We start from the raw sequence: 16,159 nt of genomic DNA on the forward strand, positions 1-16,159 counted from the left end.
GAGAAGACCGGCCGACCGATCGTGTCCGGATCGAGCCCATAGGGATGGACGGAAGGATTGCCGCTCGCCATCCGATCCATATAACGCGCCGATGCCCGCCAGAAAGACTCCGCCTTCGGTAAAGAGCGCGCCTCGACGGCGTGCCGCAGGCGGAGCCGCCGGCTCCGCGACAGGCGCGGCCTCCAGCCGGCTCGGCGGCAGGATCGCCCCGGCTGCGACCGTCCCTATCGAGGCCGCGCCGGATGCCGTGAACGCGGCGACGCTCACCGAGATCTTCCGCCGCTTCCACGCGGCCGAGCCGGAGCCGAAGGGCGAGCTGCACTACGTCAACCCGTTCACGCTGCTGGTCGCCGTGGTCCTGTCGGCTCAGGCGACCGACCGCGGCGTCAACCTCGCCACCGGCCCGCTCTTCGCGGTGGCCGACACGCCCGAGAAGATGCTGGCGCTCGGCGAGGAGACGGTCCGCGGCTACATCCGGACGATCGGGCTGTTCAACACCAAGGCCAAGAACGTCGTAACGCTCTCGCGCATCCTGGTCGAGCGGCACGGCGGCGAAGTGCCGGCGAGCCTGGAGGCGCTCCAGGTGCTGCCCGGGGTGGGCGCCAAGACAGCCAGCGTCGTGCTGAACATCGCCTTCCAGGTGCCGCGGATCGCGGTCGACACCCATATCTTCCGGGTCTCGAATCGGATCCCGCTGTTCGTCGGCAGCACCACCGACAAGGTTCAGGCCGGGCTGGAGGCGATCGTGCCGGAGCCCTACCGGCTGCACGCCCATCACTGGCTGATCCTGCACGGACGCTACACCTGCAAGGCGCGCAGGCCCGAATGCCCGCGCTGCCTCATCGCGGATCTATGCCGATACCCGTCGAAGACCGCCGCGTGAACGGATAAGGCGCCGGGCCCGGAGGCACGTCCGGACCCGCGCCCGCAATCCCGCCCTGCGGGCTAACGCGTTGTGCTGGAAGCCCGGTTCGGCTAGTTTCAACGGCAGTAGCCGGGCCCTCGGGCAGAGGCCGTCCGGCTGCCCGACCTTCGTATCCGGTCGCCGCGCCGCGGATTCCTCACACTCGTCGCGCATCAGGAGCCTCGGCCCATGGACTTCCTCAAACCACGGTACACGCCTATGAACCGCCGCCGTCGCATCTACGAGGGCAAGGCGAAGGTCCTCTACGAGGGGCCCGAGCCCGGGACGCTCATCCAGCACTTCAAGGATGACGCAACGGCCTTCAACGCGAAGAAGCACGAGATCATCGACGGCAAGGGCGTGCTGAACAACCGGATCTCGGAATTCGTGTTCCAGCACCTCAACGACATCGGCGTGCCGACGCACTTCATCCGCCGGCTGAACATGCGCGAGCAGCTGATCCGGGAGGTCGAGATCATCCCGCTCGAGGTGGTGGTGCGCAACGTCGCGGCGGGCTCGCTGGCGACCCGGCTGGGCCTGGAGGAAGGCACCCAGCTGCCGCGCTCGATCATCGAGTTCTACTACAAGAACGATGCGCTCAATGACCCGATGGTGTCGGAGGAGCACATCACCGCGTTCGGCTGGGCGACGCCCCAGGAGATCGACGACATCATGGCGCTGGCGATCCGCGTCAACGACTTCCTGTCGGGTCTCTTCCTCGGGGTCGGCATCCGGCTCGTGGACTTCAAGATCGAGACCGGCCGCCTGTGGGAAGGCGACATGATGCGCATCGTCGTGGCCGACGAGATCTCCCCGGATTCCTGCCGGCTGTGGGACATCAAGTCATCGGACAAGCTCGACAAGGACCGGTTCCGCAAGGATCTCGGCGGCCTGATCGAGGCCTATACCGAAGTCGCCAAGCGGCTCGGGATCATGTCGGAGAACGAGAAGGTTCAGACCGGCGGCCCACGTCTGGTCCAGTAGGACGGCTCAGGCGGGCGGCCGGCGCACCATCACCGGTCTCGCTGCAGGAAAGCTCGCGCGCAGGCGTGCGTGGGTCGAGAGGTCCGGGTCGAAACCCGGGTGATAATGGGGGTCCTGCGCCAGCAGCGGCCCCCATCGCTTTTTGAGCGCCGCGATCTCGCGCTCGTGGCGGGCGCGGGCCTCCAGTGTCCAGCGTCGGCTCGCCGATTCGCGGTGATGCAGCACCGCCCCCGGCATCAGCAGGGTGCGGTGGCCGGCCGCGTTCAGGCGCAGGCACAGGTCGACATCGTTGAAATCGACCGCGAAGACCGCCGCGTCGAAGCCGCCGACCGCCCAGAATTTTTCCGTCTCGACCATCAGGCACGCGGCCGTGACCGCCGAGACTGCATGGGTGGCACGCAGGCCCGCCAAGTAGCCCGGCGCATCCCCCGGGAAGTGGCGATGCGCGTGGGTGACCAGGCCGCCGGTGCCGAGCACGATGCCCCCGTGCTGGATCCGCCCCTCGCCGTCGAGGAGTTTTGCGCCGACCGCGCCGATCTCCGGGCGCAGGGCCTCCCGGGCCATCCGGGCCAGCCAGTCGGACCGGAACGCCTCGACGTCGTTATTGACGAAGACCAGCAGCGCACCGCGGGCGCGGGCGGCGGCGGCGTTGTTCATGGCGGCGAAGTTGAACGGCCCGGGACAGGGCACGACGAGCCCCCTCCCCTCTCGCTCCAGCGCCTGGAGGAAGGCCAGCGTCTCCGGCTCGCGGCTGTCGTTATCGCAGACCAGGATCTCGAGATTCGGCCAGTCGGTGCAGGCGGCGAGGCTGTCGAGACAGGGGCGGAGCAGGTCGAGGCGGTCGCGGGTCGGCACAATCACGCTCACGAGCGGAAGCGGATCAGGCAGCGGGTGCTCGACCTGCAGCAGACCGCCCTCGCCTGACACGATGCGGCTTCCCCTCCGGCCTGTCCGGTCAAGATGGCGGCGCAGGGCGTCGCGAAGGCGGTGGCGCCCCCCCTCCCCTGCCGGCGAGACGCTATCGGCCGGGTCGCCGCGCCGGATCGTCAGGATCTCGGGCAAGTGGCCGATCGCGGAGGCGCCGTGACGCTCGGCGATCTGGAACGCGGCGTCGGCGGGACAGCTCGGCTGGATCTCCGGAGCGAGCGCCCCCGGCCGGCAGGCCAGTAGGGGGGCGAGGTAATCGACGGCGGCCAGCAGCTCGGGATCGAAGGCCGGCGGCAGCAGGGGCCAGACCGGACCGCGCGGGTGGTCCTGGATCAGTGCGTCGCCGTAGACGGCCTGGAGCCCGGGATCGGCCGCGAAGGCGGCGGCGATGCGCGTGGCTGCGCCGGCGACCAGGACGCCGTCGCCGAATATCCGGATGCCCTCGCCCGGAAGCGCCGGCGCCGCCGGGAAACGGGCGAGGATGGTTTCCGGCAGAGCGAGCCGGTGGTCGATGCCGATCAAAGCCGCCAGCTTTTGCCGGGCACGCAGGCGCCGGCCCTGAAGCCGGGCGAGCAGGATCTCTCCCGTCGCCCGAGGACGTCCCAGGAGGCGGCGCAGCGCACCGAGCAGCGCACGCCCGAAGCGGCGGGGGATCCCGAGATGCAGCATCTGCGCGAGGCCTGCGACAGGCTCGGTCATCGGCGCCGCGTCATTCGAGATCCTCGCCGAAGGTCGTGAGCGACAGGGCGGGATGGTAGTACGGATCGTGGCGGATCACGTCGCGCCAGCGTTCGGAGAACCGGGCGGCCTCCTGCTCGAACCGGGCGCGCTTGGCGCCGACCGAGGGGCCCCGGCTCACCGATTCGAGATGGGCCAGCGTGGCGACCGGGGTCCAGATTGTCGTCCAGCCGCGAGCGCCGAGGCGCAGACAGAAGTCGACATCGTTGAAATCCACCGGGAAGGCCTCGGCGTCGAAGCCGCCCACCGCCAGGTACTTGTCGCGCGCAACGGCGAGGCAGGCGGCGGTCACGGCCGAAACCTCGTGGGCCACGCGCAGGCGGCCGAGATGGCCCGGCGTGTCGCCGGGACGGCGGCGCAGGATGTGGCCGGCCCGCCCGCCGAGGCCGACCACGACCCCGGCATGCTGCAGGGTACCGTCCGCGTAGAGGAGCTTCGCGCCGACCGCCCCGACCTCCGGCCGGCTGGCCTGGCGGACCATGGCGTCGAGCCAGCCGGGTTCGAGCACGGCCACATCGTTGTTGAGCAGCACCACGACTGCGCCCGTGGCCGCGGCGACGCCGGCATTGACCATGGCGGCGAAGTTGAACGGTCGCGGATCGATCAGGATCCGGACCCGCGGGTCGCGCTTCAGGTCCTCGTAGTGCGCGAGAACGGCCGGATCGGTGGAGCCGTTGTCGACGATGATCAGTTCGAGATCGACATAGGCGGTCTCGTGCAGCACGCCCCGGCAGACCCGCTCGATCAGGTCGAGGCGGTCGCGCGACGGGATCACGATGCTGGCTTTCGGGCCGGGTTGCGGCAGCTTCCAGTCCAATTGGACGGCGCCGTTGCGGAAGGTGGCCCGGGCCGCGGCGGCCAGCTTCTCCAGGCGCGCATCGAGCGCCAGCGCGCGTGCCGGCGCATCGAGTGGATCGCCGGCCGTGCGGGCCAGGATGCGCGGGACATGGGCGCCGCGTGCCCCCGCAAAGATCGCGGCGCTCTCGATGGCCAGGGCCGTCTCGGCCATGGGGCCGAGCGGCCGGGGCGGCAGTCGCGACAGCAGGGCGTGCGAGAACAGCGCGGCGCGGCCGACATAGCCGGTCGCCAGAGCGAGGTCCGGGCTCCAATCCGGCTTGAGCCGCGGCTGGTCATCGGGGCCGAGCGCGTCGCCGTAGGCGAGATCCGCGCCCGCCAGGGCCGGTGCCAGCAACGCGAGCGCGTCGGGGGCCAGGATGTCGCCCGGCCGGAGCAGGCACAGGGCGTCGGATTGGGCGATCAGGTCGGCGGCGGTCGCGTGACCATCCCAGCGCCGGTGCTCGGCGCGGGAATCCGGCGATCCGGGAAGCGCGTCAGCCCAGGCGACGCCGACGGTCAGAGCCTGATAACTCTGCGCGTCCAGGGCCTCGAGCGTCGCGGCGAGCGGCGCCTCTTCGCCGGACTGGGCCAAAACGAGGCAGCGGATCCGCAGATCGGTCGGGGCGAGCCGCACTGGCCGGTCCCGCGATGCCGCCCAGGATCGGTACTGCGTCAGCGGCGTCACCGCGCAGGCGCCGCGCAGGGTATCGCGATAGCGCCGCTCGGATCCGCGGGCGCGTTCGTAGAGCGCCGAGACGAAGCGCCAGGGCCGGCGCACCAGGCACTGGGCCAGCACGGAGATCTCGCGCCGGGCCCCGACTCGCTCCAGCACGAAGCCGGGGCCGGCCGAGAGGCGGATATCCCGGGCATCGCTGGGGATCAGGCCGAGCCAGTGGGCGGAACCGTGCGAGGCGCCCGGCAGGATGAAATCCTGCCGGGCGCCGTCGACCCCGCGCAGGATCCGCAGGATTGGACGGCGCGGCGCTGCACTCGGATCGCCGGCATAGCTCAGCACGATCCAGCCGACCGGGTGGTCGGGCAGGACGAGGCGGCGATCGAAGACGGGGTCGTCGGCCGGCTCCAGACGGAACCGCGTCGCGCGGCCGAGCCAGGCCGCGCCGGGTCCGGCCTTGCCCGTCAGTGGGGTCGGATCGACGAGACGCGCCGCGGCATCACTGGGCAGCGTCGCCTCCGCTGGCGGGCTCCGCGGCGGCCGCCGGCTTCCTGCGCCGCGGCTTCGCGGCGGACTTCTCGCTGGCGCCCTTGCCGCCAGCGTTCTTGCCGCTGCCGACACCGACGGTGATGTCGTAATCCTCGGCTGCAGCCGGCGGGACCGTAAGTTCCTCGGCCACGATGGTGGTGAAGCCCTGCGCCTCGCCCGGGCCGACGACCACGCTGGAATGCTCGACGCGGCTCGCCACCACCTTGCCCTCGTGACGGATCTGGATCGTCACCGGCACGTCGAACCGGCCGGGGGCGCCCTTCGGGCCGAGCAGCACGTTGGCCTCAACCCCGACCTTGACGGTGACCGAGCCGTCCTGGCGCCGGGCGCATTCCCGGGCGAGGCGCCCGACCGAGAACTGGGTCCGTACGTCGCTTCCGGCCAGGATGCGATAGGCCGCGCCGTTCTCGGCCACCTCGACCGGCGGGCAATAGGGCGGTTCGAGGCTCTGGGGCTGCGACGGCGGTACGGTCGTACCGCCGAACTTGAACAGGTTGGAGAAGACGTTGCCGTCCTCGGCCCGGGCCGGGCTCGCGGACAGCGATCCGGCGAGGATCAGGCCGCACAGGCCCCGGAACAGGTCACGACCTCCGATCATCGCACGGCTCCCGAGCGCCAACGTCATTTCAAGCTGTCGAATCCGGTCGCAAACCCTTTCATCGAGAGCGGAATGCCGACGCCCTCTTCGGGCGTCTGGAACACGATGAAGGTCGCCTGCGTCCCGCCCTTGAACTGGCGGATCAGGCCGTCATCCATCACCACCTCGGCCACGCAACCGGTGGTGAGGCAGCGCACGAAGCCGGCCCGGCCGACATCGGTCTGGTCGATCTTCAGGCCGAGGCCGGAGGGGAGCAGCACGCCGAGCGGCGCCACCACGCGCAGCAGATAGCCGCGATTGTCGGCCGTCTTCAGGACGATCACCACCAGGGTGAGGTTCGGGCGGTCCTCCGCGGCCAGGTACTGCACCAGGGCGCATTGCTCGGCCTTCGCCCCGGCCGGCGTCTCGCAACGCAGCTGCCAGTCGTCGAAGGTCTTGCGCACCATGCCCTGGGCGGCGGCAGGCCCCGCCGATGCGAGTCCTGTCGCTGAGAGGGCGAGGGATACCGGCAGCGCGACGCGCCGGACCACGCGCCGAAAACGATCGAGCTTCGCGTGAAGCGGCACCACCGAACCCTTCGGAACGCCATCGCCGAGAACCGGCGCGGCCGTAAAATCGGGGGTGTTCCGACCATGCTCAACCCCGCGCTGTCAAGCGATGCCGGCTCCGGTGTTGCGCCTGGACGCTACCCGGGAGTTGCAGAACGTCCTAAATGAAGATCGCTTTTTCTCCAGCGCAGGATCCTGAAGCTGTGATGCGACCGCTTGCCCTCTCGGCCGCCTGCCTGCTGGCCACCCTCTCGCAGGCCGGGGCGCAGTCGCTCCCGGTCTCCGAGACCACCTACGTGGAACACTCCCTCAACCGCTCCGATACGCTGATCGTCGAGCATCCGCCGGTGGCGGTGAATCCGTATGGCGGCCGCAACGGTCAGGCCGCGATCGCCGGCTATTGCCGGGAGGGCGGCCTGGTCCGTCGGCGCGACACCTTCGGCAACCCGGTGATCATCCGGCAGCGCGAGGTCTGCGACAGCGTGGCGCCGCGCACCCTCGAACCCGGCCATGTCGATCCGCGGCCGGTCTGGCCGAGCGAGGCCGTGACCCGTCAGAAGGTCCTGCGCGCCAAGGGCTGACGCCGCTCAGCCGTAGCGGTGCAGGCTGGTGCCGTTGCGCTTCAGCCACGCCTCGGCCGCGTCGACATTCGGGCAGAGGCTGCGCAGCAGCGCCCAGTAGCGGGCCGAGTGGTTCATCTCGCGCAGGTGCGCCATCTCGTGGGCGACGAGGTAATCGAGCACCATCGGGGGCGCCAGGATCAGGCGCCACGAAAAATTCAGCTCGCCCCGGGCCGTGCAGGACCCCCAGCGGCTGCGGGTGTCCCGCAGGGTGATGCGCGCCGGCCTTTGGCCGAGCAGCGGCGCGTAGCGCTCCACCGCCTCGGCGAGATCCCGCCGCGCCTCGCGGGTCAGGTAGTCCCGGATCCGGCGCGGGACATGGGCGGGCTCGCAGGAGACCGAGATCACCGGCTCCCCGGCCTCGACCCGCACCGCGCCGCTGCGAGTATCGCGCAGATGCACGCGATGCGGCTCCCCGCGCAGGGGCAAGATCGCGTCCGGGACGAACAGGACACGCTCGGGCACGCGCGCCAGCCGCGCCGCGATCCAGCCGGCATGGCTGGTGGCGAAACGCTGCGCGGTGTTCACCGCGGTGCGGCTCGGCAGGGTGATCACGACCTCGCCGGTGGCGGCCGAGACCCGCAGGGTGATCCGGCGCGCGGTCGGGCGACGGCGCAGCGCGATCTGGAGGCTGGCTCCCTCGTGCTGGACCTCAAGGTGGTCGGGATCGGGGCGACGCAGCAGCGCGAACGACATGATTCCGTTCTAGCGGGCCCCGGACCGGGGCTCCAGATCCCGTCCCCGGGAATCGCTCCGGTTGAGCCGTGCGGGCCGGATGCGCGCCCGCGTCAGCCGGCGAGCGCCCGGGTCCAGATCTCGGTATCGGGCATCACGAGCAAGGCGGCGGCGGCCAGGGCGATCCCGTAGGGGATGCCGGTCTTGGCGTCGTGGAGATGCAGCGCGAAGGGCAGCCGGGCGACGCGCATCGGCAGCGGGTAGGCGCGCGCAGCCAGGATCGCCAAGGTCAGGGCGCCACCGAAGATCGAGGCCACCAGGAGATAATCGCCGAGGCCCTCGAAGCCGAGCCAGAGCGCGGTGGCGGCAGCCAGCTTGGCGTCGCCCCCGCCGATCACCCCGAAGGCGAACAGGGTGAAGGTGGCTGCCAGGACGACGGCGCCGGCGCCGAGATGAAGTCCGATCTCGGCACAATCCATCGGGCCGGTCAGGGCGAGCAGGGCGAAGCCGGCGACCAGGGCCAACGAGATCCGGTTCGGGATCAGCATCGTCAGCAGGTCGCTCGCGGCCGCGTAGGCCATCAGGAACGGAAACAGCACCAGCAGGCCGAAGCCCGTCGCGCCGAGACTCGCCGCGCCGAGATTTGCCGTACCGAAACTCGCGATCGCCGATCCTGCGCCAACCATCTCGGGTCCAACCCTATCCGTGCCCAGCCGGAAAGCGGCTCGGTATCGCGGCCGCTGCAGAACGGCAGATCCGGCCGGCCGAGACCCCATCGCTGAACGCGATGGAGCCTCGAACCTGCCGCAGATCCTGATCGTTCCTAAGAGTCGATCAGTTCAGGTTGCCGGAGATCGCGCTGAACTTGGCGGTGAGCGAGGTGCCGACGGTCTTCAGCGCGCCGATGATGACGACGGCGATCAGAGCGGCGATCATGCCGTACTCGATCGCGGTGGCGCCGGACTCGTCAGAGGCGAAACGCGAGAACAGGGTCTTCATGGGAGGCGATCCTTACGATCAAGAACTGGCGGCGTGAACGTTGTGAGATGACCGACGAAGATTTCTACGTCTCGATCGGCGGCATCTGCAGAGTGTCCGATACGCCTTGAAATTCGGTTAAATCGCGCCTCGATCAAAGTTCGGGCCGGATCCGCTGCGAGCTTAGTGAAGGATCAGTTTCGCCGCTGCCGAACATTGGTGCGGCTTTCTCATGCTTAGCGGTTCCTTCACCGATCCCGGGCTAGCGCTACAGCTTCAGGCGCCGCCTCGCGCAGGCGCCGGTCGCTTCCGAGAACTCCCGATGCGCCGCACCCTGTCGAATGGGGCCCGAGCCGGCCTCGTCCTCCTGCTGACGGGCGCCTCGGTCGCGGCCGGCCAGTTGGAGCCGCTGCCCATCGTCACCGTGCTGGTCGACAACGCCAAGGTCATCCGGCTGCCGGAGAAGACCGCGACCGTCATCGTCGGCAACCCGATCATCGCCGAGGTCACGCCGCAGAAGAACGGCGTGCTCGTGCTCACCGGCAAGAGCTTCGGCTCGACCAACCTGATCGCCCTCGATACGGCCGGCGAGATGATCGCCGAGACGATGATCCGGGTCGAAGCGTCGCGGAGCGCGACCATCACGGTCCAGCGCGGCATGGACCAGGAATCGTTGTCCTGCACGCCGAACTGCCAGCCCTCGGTTCAGCTCGGCGATGCGGCGAAGTACTTCGACACGCAGAGCAGCCAGGCCGATTCCCGGCGCAAGCTCGCCACCGGCGGCGGCGGCGCAGGGCCGCAACCGACGGAACGCTGAGGGCCGCGCTGAACCGACAGGCGGGATCGCGGACGCGACATCCCACGGATCCTGGTGCAGAATTCCGTCGGTGCGACCCGGCTCGATCCGGAGGGATCCTGCAAGGCGCCGTCAGGGAGAATTCTCGCCGATGCCCGGCATCACGCACAATCCGCCGCCGCCCGCCGTCGATCCCGACCTGCTCGCGGCGTTCCAGGACGTCGCCACGGCAACGATCAGCGATTGCCTCGACCGGATGCCGGTCCTGCTCGGCCTGCGTGCCTTCCACCGGCGGGGCCGGCTCCTGGGTACGGCCTTCACGGTCCGGGTGCGCGCCGGCGACAACCTCGCGATCCATCAGGCGCTGGAGCAGGTCCGTCGCGGAGACGTGATCGTGGTCGATGGCGGCGGCGACACCAGCCGGGCGCTGGTCGGCGACATCATGAAGGCGATCGCCGAGAGCCGGGGCGTGGCCGGCTTCGTGATCGACGGAGCGGTGCGCGATACCGACGCCTTCGCCGATTCGGATTTCCCCTGCTACGCCCGCGCCGCGACCCCGCGCGGTCCGTTCAAGACCGGGCCCGGCGCGATCAACCTGCCGGTGTCCATCGGCGGCTGGACCGTGAACCCGGGCGACGTGGTGGTGGGCGACCAGGACGGCGTCGTGACCTTCCCGCCCGCGCTCGCGCCGAGCCTGATCGAGGCCGTGCGCGCGCAGGCGGCCCGGGAAGCCGAGGTGCTCGCGCTGATCCGGGCGGGCCGGTACGACGGCCGCTACGCTCGGGAGGCGAAGGGCTGAGGATCTACCGGGACGACGCCTTGCGGATCAGGCTCCGCCCGTGGACGATGGCGCATGGAGTCCCAGACCCTCACCTACGCCATCGGCGACATCCACGGCTGCGCCGACCTGCTCGACACCCTGCTGGAACGGATCGCCGCCCATGCCGGGGACCGCGCCCATCGCCTGGTCTTCCTGGGCGACTATATCGACCGCGGCCCCGACAGCGCCGCGGTGCTGCGCACGGTCAGTCGCCTGAATTGGGCCGAACCCGAGCGTGTCACCTGCCTGATGGGCAACCACGAGCGCATGCTGCTCGATGCGTTGCTGACGCCGGAAGCCGCGAGGCACTGGCTCCATTACGGCGGCGAGGAGACGCTCGATTCGTTCGGCGCGCGGGATCTCGGCGGGCTGCCGCGCGATACCCTCGACTGGCTCGAGGCGCTGCCGACCCTGCACGGGGACGCGGCCCGCTGGTACGTCCATGCCGGCTTCCAGCCCGGCACCGCGCCGCCGGACTTGGACGTGCACGACCGCCTGTGGATCCGCGAGCCGTTCCTCGAGGGGGATCACGATTTCGGCCGGCACGTGGTCCACGGCCACACGCCGCAGCGGGACGGCCATCCGGAAATCCGCCGGTTCCGGACGAATCTCGACACCGCCGCGGTCTATGGCGGCGCACTCACGGCCGGCGTTTTCTCCGACGCGCAGGGGCCGGCGCTGGAGTTCCTGTCGGTGCCCGCCGCCTGAAGCCGAGCCCGGCTTACGAGGCGATCTTTTCGCGCACCCGGATGTCCGGGCTCGACGCGCCGCAGGTCGGCAGGCTCTCGACCGGGCCGTGGACCGCCGAAGTGCTCGACGACAGGTCGTGGTAGCAGATGCAGCCCTCGGCGAAATAATGATGCACCAGCGCCTTGCGCGAGTGGCGCAGGTCGTTGCGGGCCGATCCGCCGTGCAGGAGATTGGCGTGCCAGAACAGCACGTCGCCCTTGCGAGCCAGGAAGTGCTGCGGCGCGGCGCCGTGATCGGCGATCTCGCGCTTGATCGCGGACTCGTAGCGCTCCGCATAGGCCGCGTAGCCGCGCTCGCGGAAATCGTCCGTCGAGATGCCGACATCGTGGCTGAACAGGTACGGCAGGCGGTGGGTGCCAGAGTAATAGACCAGCGGCCCGCAATCGACGTGGATGTCCTCCATGGCGACCCAGCACGCGGCGAGGTAGCCGAGCGGGTAGGTGGTCATGTGGATCGAATCCGAGTGCTCGGATTGCTGGCTGCCCTTGTGCGAGGCGATGGTCTGGAACGGGATCGCCTGCCGGCCGAGCACCAGGCTGCTGAAATTGACCAGCACCGGATGCTTGAGCAGCTGGTCGAGCTCCTCGACCTTCAGGTGCGGGTTGAGGTAGCGGCCCGGATGGGGATCGTCCTCGGCCGCCTTCTCGGGCGCCAGGGTCAGGTCGCCCCGGGCGATCGCGGCCTCGTAGGCGGCCCAGGCCTCGTCGATCGTGTCCGGGTCGATCGCCCCGCGGGCGACGTAATAGCCGTGCTCGGCCCAGTACCGGCAGATCTCGGCCTGCCTCCCTGTGATCTCGCCCCGGGCGACCCGCCGCTCGATCGTGTCCAGCGCGTCGGGGCGGTCGAGCCAGGGGCTCGGACCCGATTCGGGGAAGTTTTCGGCCCGAAAGACCTTGATGCAGCCGATATCGACCGGGATGTCGGCATCGACTGCGTAGGATCGGGCCGGGGGACGCACAGGGGCGACCGGGAGCATCTCGTCGCGCCCGAGGGTGAGGTTGCGTGCCGCCGCGCCCCAGGTGCGCGCGATCGTCTTCGCCCGCGAGAATCCGTTCGCCACGTGCCGCCCCCTGGCCCCATCCCCTTTGGGTCGGAAAGGAAAGCGCGGAATGCGGTGTTACTGAGGCGGATTGTGGGGCCGGGGCATCAGGGATCCGATCGCGCCCACGAGCCAGCCGCCCATCAGGGCGAAGCCGCCGATGGGCGCGGCCATCGGGAAGAGCGCGTGCTGCAGCCAGGTGCGCACCGAGAGGTCGCCGCAGAACAGGATCAGGCCGAGGACGAGGAGGCCGGCGGCAACCCGCATCGGGCCGGGCCGCGCCAGACCGGCAGCGCCGAAGCCCACGAGCGCGAGGATCGCGGGGGCGTGGAACAGCAGGAACTGCGCCGCGGTCTTGAGCGAATCCGCCCCCGGGATGTGCGCCGCTGCGGCACTCAGCGCGACACCGAGCAGCCCCGCAAGGCAGGCCAGCGCCGCGAGCGCGCGGTCGAATCCCAAAAGCCTCACGCGCCGCGCTCGATCAGAAGCTTGGCGACGGCCGCACGCAGTTCGGGCACGCCGAGATCGTCCCGGCTGGAGGTCAGGATCACCTGCGGGAAGGCGGCCGGCCGCTTGGCCAGCCCCGCCTGGATGCCGGCGATCCGGCTCTCGACCTCGCCCTTCTTCAGGGAATCGCCCTTGGTGAGCACCACCTGGTAGCTCACAGCGGCCTTGTCGAGGCCGTCGAGCACGTCGGTGTCGATCGACTTGAAGCCGTGGCGGGCGTCGATCAGCATGAACACCCGGGCGAGATTGGCGCGGCCCTTGAGGTAGGCATGGATCAGCTGGGTCCAGGCTTCGACCTTGGCCTTCTCCACGGCCGCGTAACCGTAGCCCGGCATGTCGACGAGCGACAGGCGGTCGCCGATCCGGAAGAAGTTGAGCTGCTGGGTCCGCCCCGGCGTGTGCGACGTGCGCGCCAGGGTGTTGCGGCCGGTCAGCGCGTTGATCAGGCTCGACTTGCCGACATTCGAGCGGCCGGCGAACGCGATCTCGACGCCCTCCATGGGCGGGATGCGGTCGAGAACCTGGGCAGCCGCGTAGAAGTCGGCGGCGCCGGCAAACAGCAGGCGGCCGGCCTCCAGGAGGTCGGCCGCGTCGTCGTTGGTCTCGGTCACGGCGTTCCTTGTCAACCCTTGGTCAGCCCTTGGTGGTGGCCGCCGCCTTGGTGCCGCCGCGCCGGAACGTAGACCGCAGGTTGTCCCACAGTTCCACCTTCACGCCGTTGCGACGCATGATGACGTATTGCTGGGTCACCGACAGGGTGTTGTTCCAGGCCCAGTAGATCACCAGGCCCGCCGGGAACGAGCCCAGCATGAAGGTGAACACGATCGGCATGAAGGTGAAGATCTGCGCCTGGACCGGGTCCGGCGGCGCGGGGTTCATCTTCATCTGCACGAACATCGTGACGCCCATGATCAGCGGCCAGACGCCGAGATGGACGAAGTCCGGTGCCGGGAAGGGCAGCAGGCCGAACAGGTTGACGATGCTCGTCGGATCCGGCGCCGCGAGATCGTGGATCCAGCCGAAGAACGGCGCGTGGCGCATCTCGATGGTGATGAACAGCACCTTGTAGAGCGCGAAGAAGACCGGGATCTGGATCAGCACCGGCCAGCAGCCGGCGACCGGGTTGATCTTCTCCTTCTTGTACAGCTCCATCGTGGCCTGCTGCTGCTTCATCCGGTCGTCCTTGTACCGCTCCCGGATGGCGGCCATCTCGGGCTGCACGGCCTTCATCTTGGCCATCGAGACGTAGGAGCGGTTGGCGATCGGCAGAAACAGCAGCTTCAGGCAGAAGGTCACCACCAGGATCGAGACGCCGAAATTGCCGAACAGGTGGAAGAAGAAGTCCAGCGCCCGGAACATCGGCTTGGTGATGAAGAAGAACCAGCCCCAGTCGATCATCAGATCGAAGTGCTTGATGCCGAGGTCCTTCTCGTAGTTGTTGATCAGGTTCACTTCCTTGGCGCCGGCGAACAGGCGCTGGGTCGCGGTCGCCGAGGCGCCGGCCGCCAGGTTCACGGCATCGCCGCGCACGCTCGCCTGGTAGACGTTGGTGGCGCCGTCGGTGCGGTCGGTGAAGGCGCCGGTATAGGGCACGTCCTGGTCGCCGGGCATCACGGCGGCCGCCCAGTACTTGTCGGTGATGCCGACGAAGCCGCCGGTCACGCCGTTCCAGGCCTTGCCCTTGGTGTTGGCGCCGCCATAGGCGCCCTCCTTGGCGAGCTTGTCGTAGGTAAATTCCTGCAGGCCGTCGTTGCCGAGATAGCCGATCATGCCCTCGTGCAGGACGTAGTAGCCCTGGGTGTGCGGCTTACCCCAGCGGGAGACGAGGCTGTACGGGTAGAGCGTGACCGCGCCCGAGCCCTTGTTCTCGACCTCCTCGCGGACCGTGAACATGTACTTGTCGTCGACCGCGATGATCCGCTTGAAGACGAGGCCGGCGCCGTTGTCCCAGGTCAGGGTCACGGGCATGCCGGGGGAGAGGGTCTTGCCGTCGCTGGTCCAGAGGGTGTCGCTGCCGGGCAGCGGCCCGGCATTCGCGCCGACCCAGCCGAATTCGGCGTAATACGGCGTCTCGCTGCCGGCCGGGGAGAACAGCACGATCTCCGGGCTCTTCGGGTCCACGGTCTCGTGGTAGTTCTTCAGCGACACGTCGTCGACGCGGCCGCCCTTGAGGGCGATCGAGCCGCTGAGCGCCGGGGTCTCGATGCGGATGCGCGGCGAGCGGGTGAGCGCCGCCTCGCGGGAGACCGGGCCGCCCTGTCCGGGCACCGTGCCGGGCACGGGGGCTGCGGGCCCACCCTCCTTGGGCGAGGGCGACGGCACGCCATCCGGGGTCACGCCCGGCGGCTGCTGTTGCTGCTGTTGCGCGGCCTTGTTCTGCGCCTCGATCAGGCGCTGCTGCTCCACCCGCGGGCCAGCCACGAAGTACTGCCAGCCGAGCAGCACCAGCAGCGACAGGCCGATGGCCACGAACATGTTCGTCTTGTCATTGCCCATCGGGGACACCGCCGCACGCGTTCGGAGTGGCAACAGGAGCGGCGCCGGCCCCATCGGGTCGGCGCGCTTCCGCGATTCGAGGACCTCTCGCACGCTCCTGTGACGGATCGAAATCCGCTGCGCCCGAGGGTGCAGGTCGCGCGGGGGCTTGCCCCGCATCGCGCTGGAGAGGTGTGGTTTTGGCCGGTCGGCCGCCAGACTTGCCGCTGGACTTGCCGCCGGATCGATGGCCGGGCGGCCGCGGCGTGGCCGGGCGCGTCACGGTCGGGATCGCGCGCCGCAGATCCTCGGCCAAGGCCTCGAAGGCCGCGGTCAGGGCCGGGCGCCGGGCGATCAGCACGATGTCGGCCGGCAGTCGGGCAAATTCGGCCGGAAGATCGGACGCGACCAGGCTCACGGCCGCGCGCAGGCGCCGCCGGATGCGGTTGCGCTCGACCGCATGGCCGACGCGCTTAGTGATGGTGAAACCGAGCCGAAGGCCCTCCGCGGCCTGCGGATCCCGCAGGCGACCCTGGGCGGTCATGCGCTCGGTATGAAAGCGGCGGCCCTCGGCTGTCGCCAGGAAATCAGGCCGCCTCTTCAGCCGCTCGATCGTCGCCATCGATGGTTCGATCCCGGCCGATCTCATTGTTTGTGCCGCATGACGCGTTCGGAAAACCGGGTTCCACGTTTCCGCATCTATGCTCACGCCTCGCAGCGCGGCTGCCTGAGCAGGGCCGC

The 16,159-nt window shown here is 69.7% G+C and carries 19 protein-coding genes (1 of these 19 only partly in view); 6 read left to right on the forward strand and 13 right to left on the reverse strand.

What is annotated here, in order from left to right:
• On the reverse strand, positions 1 to 71 hold the start of the coding sequence (locus MKL09_RS18460) for a DUF2244 domain-containing protein (protein ID WP_244022492.1). 451 nt of this gene lie to the left of the window's left edge; only the first 71 of its 522 coding nucleotides appear in the window; its start codon is at positions 69 to 71; its stop codon lies off the left edge, out of view.
• A gap of 20 nt (positions 72 to 91) precedes the next feature.
• On the opposite strand from MKL09_RS18460, the gene nth reads away from it, so the two are divergent.
• The gene (nth, locus tag MKL09_RS18465; protein WP_244022494.1) at positions 92 to 883 is read left to right on the forward strand and encodes an endonuclease III; all 792 of its coding nucleotides are present in this window, start codon (positions 92 to 94) and stop codon (positions 881 to 883) included.
• A 210-nt stretch (positions 884 to 1,093) separates the two neighbouring features.
• Positions 1,094 to 1,888 carry a phosphoribosylaminoimidazolesuccinocarboxamide synthase gene (gene purC, locus MKL09_RS18470; RefSeq protein WP_082643291.1) on the forward strand — a complete coding sequence of 265 codons (795 nt, stop codon included), beginning with the start codon at positions 1,094 to 1,096 and terminating at the stop codon, positions 1,886 to 1,888.
• A gap of 6 nt (positions 1,889 to 1,894) precedes the next feature.
• Here the strand turns inward: purC and MKL09_RS18475 are convergent, their stop codons facing one another.
• From MKL09_RS18475 to MKL09_RS18490, 4 genes are all read right to left on the reverse strand, one after another.
• Complete coding sequence (locus tag MKL09_RS18475) at positions 1,895 to 3,514, reverse strand: glycosyltransferase family 2 protein (protein WP_244022495.1); 1,620 nt, start codon at positions 3,512 to 3,514, stop codon at positions 1,895 to 1,897.
• A gap of 10 nt (positions 3,515 to 3,524) precedes the next feature.
• Positions 3,525 to 5,405: a glycosyltransferase gene (locus MKL09_RS18480; protein WP_244022498.1), complete on the reverse strand. Its 1,881-nt coding sequence runs from the start codon at positions 5,403 to 5,405 to the stop codon at positions 3,525 to 3,527.
• A gap of 157 nt (positions 5,406 to 5,562) precedes the next feature.
• Positions 5,563 to 6,210 (reverse strand): hypothetical protein, encoded by a 648-nt coding sequence (locus tag MKL09_RS18485; protein ID WP_244022501.1) that lies wholly within the window; start codon positions 6,208 to 6,210, stop codon positions 5,563 to 5,565.
• 23 nt (positions 6,211 to 6,233) lie between these two features.
• The gene (locus tag MKL09_RS18490) at positions 6,234 to 6,779 is read right to left on the reverse strand and encodes an invasion associated locus B family protein (protein WP_409566946.1); all 546 of its coding nucleotides are present in this window, start codon (positions 6,777 to 6,779) and stop codon (positions 6,234 to 6,236) included.
• 185 nt (positions 6,780 to 6,964) lie between these two features.
• Between MKL09_RS18490 and MKL09_RS18495 the strand changes: the two genes are divergently transcribed.
• Positions 6,965 to 7,339: a hypothetical protein gene (locus MKL09_RS18495; protein WP_244022503.1), complete on the forward strand. Its 375-nt coding sequence runs from the start codon at positions 6,965 to 6,967 to the stop codon at positions 7,337 to 7,339.
• Positions 7,340 to 7,345: 6 nt separating this feature from the next.
• Here the strand turns inward: MKL09_RS18495 and MKL09_RS18500 are convergent, their stop codons facing one another.
• From MKL09_RS18500 to MKL09_RS18510, 3 genes are all read right to left on the reverse strand, one after another.
• The gene (locus tag MKL09_RS18500) at positions 7,346 to 8,074 is read right to left on the reverse strand and encodes a M48 family metallopeptidase (protein ID WP_244022505.1); all 729 of its coding nucleotides are present in this window, start codon (positions 8,072 to 8,074) and stop codon (positions 7,346 to 7,348) included.
• Between the two features lie 92 nt (positions 8,075 to 8,166).
• Positions 8,167 to 8,739, reverse strand: coding sequence for a prepilin peptidase (locus MKL09_RS18505; RefSeq protein ID WP_244022507.1), 573 nt, complete (start codon positions 8,737 to 8,739; stop codon positions 8,167 to 8,169).
• Positions 8,740 to 8,887: 148 nt separating this feature from the next.
• Entirely contained in the window at positions 8,888 to 9,052 is a 165-nt protein-coding gene (locus tag MKL09_RS18510; RefSeq protein WP_244022509.1) for a Flp family type IVb pilin, read from the reverse strand.
• A 301-nt stretch (positions 9,053 to 9,353) separates the two neighbouring features.
• Here MKL09_RS18510 and MKL09_RS18515 point away from each other — a divergent pair, with 301 nt between their 5' ends.
• From MKL09_RS18515 to MKL09_RS18525, 3 genes are all read left to right on the forward strand, one after another.
• Positions 9,354 to 9,848, forward strand: coding sequence for a pilus assembly protein N-terminal domain-containing protein (locus tag MKL09_RS18515; protein WP_244022511.1), 495 nt, complete (start codon positions 9,354 to 9,356; stop codon positions 9,846 to 9,848).
• Between the two features lie 130 nt (positions 9,849 to 9,978).
• Positions 9,979 to 10,626, forward strand: a complete 648-nt coding sequence (locus tag MKL09_RS18520; RefSeq protein ID WP_244022513.1) for an RraA family protein — start codon at positions 9,979 to 9,981, stop codon at positions 10,624 to 10,626.
• 54 nt (positions 10,627 to 10,680) lie between these two features.
• Complete coding sequence (locus tag MKL09_RS18525) at positions 10,681 to 11,355, forward strand: metallophosphoesterase family protein (RefSeq protein WP_244022515.1); 675 nt, start codon at positions 10,681 to 10,683, stop codon at positions 11,353 to 11,355.
• Positions 11,356 to 11,368: 13 nt separating this feature from the next.
• On the opposite strand, the gene MKL09_RS18530 is transcribed toward MKL09_RS18525, so the two are convergent.
• Genes MKL09_RS18530 through rnpA form a run of 5 tightly spaced genes read right to left on the reverse strand, consistent with a single transcriptional unit; the run spans position 11,369 to position 16,040 of the window.
• Positions 11,369 to 12,457, reverse strand: a complete 1,089-nt coding sequence (locus MKL09_RS18530; RefSeq protein ID WP_244022517.1) for a phytanoyl-CoA dioxygenase family protein — start codon at positions 12,455 to 12,457, stop codon at positions 11,369 to 11,371.
• Between the two features lie 57 nt (positions 12,458 to 12,514).
• The gene (locus MKL09_RS18535; RefSeq protein WP_244022518.1) at positions 12,515 to 12,904 is read right to left on the reverse strand and encodes a DUF423 domain-containing protein; all 390 of its coding nucleotides are present in this window, start codon (positions 12,902 to 12,904) and stop codon (positions 12,515 to 12,517) included.
• Positions 12,901 to 13,554: a ribosome biogenesis GTP-binding protein YihA/YsxC gene (yihA, locus tag MKL09_RS18540; protein ID WP_244022520.1), complete on the reverse strand. Its 654-nt coding sequence runs from the start codon at positions 13,552 to 13,554 to the stop codon at positions 12,901 to 12,903. The genes MKL09_RS18535 and yihA overlap by 4 nt, the downstream gene beginning before the upstream one ends.
• 22 nt (positions 13,555 to 13,576) lie before the next feature.
• On the reverse strand, positions 13,577 to 15,439 hold the full coding sequence (yidC, locus tag MKL09_RS18545; protein ID WP_244022522.1) for a membrane protein insertase YidC: 1,863 nt from the start codon (positions 15,437 to 15,439) through the stop codon (positions 13,577 to 13,579).
• Positions 15,429 to 16,040 carry a ribonuclease P protein component gene (rnpA, locus tag MKL09_RS18550; protein ID WP_244022523.1) on the reverse strand — a complete coding sequence of 204 codons (612 nt, stop codon included), beginning with the start codon at positions 16,038 to 16,040 and terminating at the stop codon, positions 15,429 to 15,431. The genes yidC and rnpA overlap by 11 nt, the downstream gene beginning before the upstream one ends.
• Positions 16,041 to 16,159 lie beyond the last annotated feature (119 nt).

Origin of the sequence: Methylobacterium sp. J-048, from assembly GCF_022829515.1 — a bacterium.
Taxonomy (GTDB): domain Bacteria; phylum Pseudomonadota; class Alphaproteobacteria; order Rhizobiales; family Beijerinckiaceae; genus Methylobacterium.

Coding starts and splice junctions, on each gene's coding strand:
- nth (WP_244022494.1), top strand. CDS start 92: ATGCCCGCCAGAAAGACTCCGCCTTCGGTAAAGAGCGCGCCTCGACGG.
- purC (WP_082643291.1), top strand. CDS start 1,094: ATGGACTTCCTCAAACCACGGTACACGCCTATGAACCGCCGCCGTCGC.
- MKL09_RS18475 (WP_244022495.1), bottom strand. CDS start 3,514: ATGACCGAGCCTGTCGCAGGCCTCGCGCAGATGCTGCATCTCGGGATC.
- MKL09_RS18485 (WP_244022501.1), bottom strand. CDS start 6,210: ATGATCGGAGGTCGTGACCTGTTCCGGGGCCTGTGCGGCCTGATCCTC.
- MKL09_RS18495 (WP_244022503.1), top strand. CDS start 6,965: ATGCGACCGCTTGCCCTCTCGGCCGCCTGCCTGCTGGCCACCCTCTCG.
- MKL09_RS18500 (WP_244022505.1), bottom strand. CDS start 8,074: ATGTCGTTCGCGCTGCTGCGTCGCCCCGATCCCGACCACCTTGAGGTC.
- MKL09_RS18505 (WP_244022507.1), bottom strand. CDS start 8,739: ATGGTTGGCGCAGGATCGGCGATCGCGAGTTTCGGTACGGCAAATCTC.
- MKL09_RS18510 (WP_244022509.1), bottom strand. CDS start 9,052: ATGAAGACCCTGTTCTCGCGTTTCGCCTCTGACGAGTCCGGCGCCACC.
- MKL09_RS18515 (WP_244022511.1), top strand. CDS start 9,354: ATGCGCCGCACCCTGTCGAATGGGGCCCGAGCCGGCCTCGTCCTCCTG.
- MKL09_RS18520 (WP_244022513.1), top strand. CDS start 9,979: ATGCCCGGCATCACGCACAATCCGCCGCCGCCCGCCGTCGATCCCGAC.
- MKL09_RS18525 (WP_244022515.1), top strand. CDS start 10,681: ATGGAGTCCCAGACCCTCACCTACGCCATCGGCGACATCCACGGCTGC.
- yidC (WP_244022522.1), bottom strand. CDS start 15,439: ATGGGCAATGACAAGACGAACATGTTCGTGGCCATCGGCCTGTCGCTG.
- rnpA (WP_244022523.1), bottom strand. CDS start 16,040: ATGGCGACGATCGAGCGGCTGAAGAGGCGGCCTGATTTCCTGGCGACA.